Source organism: Cytobacillus sp. IB215665 (assembly GCF_033963835.1).
GTDB lineage: Bacteria > Bacillota > Bacilli > Bacillales > SM2101 > Nanhaiella.
In genome coordinates this window covers 1-1,080 of the sequence record NZ_JAXBME010000047.1, presented here as the reverse complement: position 1 = coordinate 1,080, position 1,080 = coordinate 1, and the positions used below count along the sequence as shown (strand labels likewise).

General features: G+C 48.9%; 8 tRNA genes. All 8 read left to right on the top strand.

The features are described 5' to 3' along the window. Positions 1-227: 227 nt before the first annotated feature. The 8 genes from SLH52_RS23255 (at position 228) to SLH52_RS23220 (ending at position 1,016) form a co-directional block, all read left to right on the top strand. Positions 228-304, top strand: a tRNA-Met gene (locus SLH52_RS23255). A gap of 12 nt (positions 305-316) precedes the next feature. Further along, positions 317-392: transfer RNA gene (locus SLH52_RS23250), tRNA-Asp, on the top strand. A 36-nt stretch (positions 393-428) separates the two neighbouring features. Continuing rightward, positions 429-504, top strand: a tRNA-Phe gene (locus SLH52_RS23245). Between the two features lie 32 nt (positions 505-536). After that, positions 537-612 (top strand) — tRNA-Thr (locus tag SLH52_RS23240). Positions 613-625: 13 nt separating this feature from the next. Further along, positions 626-710 (top strand) — tRNA-Tyr (locus SLH52_RS23235). A gap of 11 nt (positions 711-721) precedes the next feature. Continuing rightward, positions 722-795: transfer RNA gene (locus SLH52_RS23230), tRNA-Trp, on the top strand. Positions 796-808: 13 nt separating this feature from the next. After that, positions 809-884, top strand: a tRNA-His gene (locus tag SLH52_RS23225). Between the two features lie 57 nt (positions 885-941). After that, positions 942-1,016 (top strand) — tRNA-Gln (locus SLH52_RS23220). Positions 1,017-1,080 lie beyond the last annotated feature (64 nt).

Sequence of the window (1,080 nt, the reverse complement as noted above, 5' to 3'; positions counted from 1 at the left end):
GCTGGGAGAGCACTTGCCTTACAAGCAAGGGGTCGGCGGTTCGATCCCGTCATCCTCCACCATAAAGAACAACATAAATTCCCATTATCGCGGGGTGGAGCACGTTCGAAATCTCTTCCTTGAGGTAGCAACAGCGTACCGATTGATAAGCATTAAGAATAAGCTTGAAGAAATCGGGACGGATTCGCAAACAATGTGCATAGAAAAACTAATTAACTTCCCATTATCGCGGGGTGGAGCAGTCTGGTAGCTCGTCGGGCTCATAACCCGAAGGTCGCAGGTTCAAATCCTGTCCCCGCAACCAAAGAAAAAATATGGTCCCGTGGTGTAGCGGTTAACATGCCTGCCTGTCACGCAGGAGATCGCGGGTTCGATTCCCGTCGGGACCGCCATTATTGATTTTAGAAATTTTAATTTTATTATTGTTTGGCTCGGTAGCTCAGTCGGTAGAGCAAAGGACTGAAAATCCTTGTGTCGGCGGTTCGATTCCGTCCCGAGCCACCATTTGAAAGATATATGATATATAATAGAATTAAGCCGGTGTAGCTCAACTGGTAGAGCAACTGACTTGTAATCAGTAGGTTGGGGGTTCAAGTCCTCTCGCCGGCACCATCTATAAACATATGGAGGGGTAGCGAAGTGGCTAAACGCGGCGGACTGTAAATCCGCTCCCTGAGGGTTCGGCGGTTCGAATCCGTCCCCCTCCACCATTCATTATTATAGGGGCATAGTTTAACGGTAGAACAGAGGTCTCCAAAACCTCCAGTGTGGGTTCGATTCCTACTGCCCCTGCCATTTTTAATTTATGGCGGCTGTGGCGAAGTGGTTAACGCATCGGATTGTGGCTCCGACATTCGCGGGTTCGATTCCCGTTAGTCGCCCCATTTAAAATGAACATATTTCTAAATAGTGCATATAGTTTATAGTAGAAGGTTCTTTATTGGGCTATAGCCAAGCGGTAAGGCAACGGACTTTGACTCCGTCATGCGCTGGTTCGAATCCAGCTAGCCCAGCCATTTGCGGAAGTAGTTCAGTGGTAGAACACCACCTTGCCAAGGTGGGGGTCGCGGGTTCGAATCC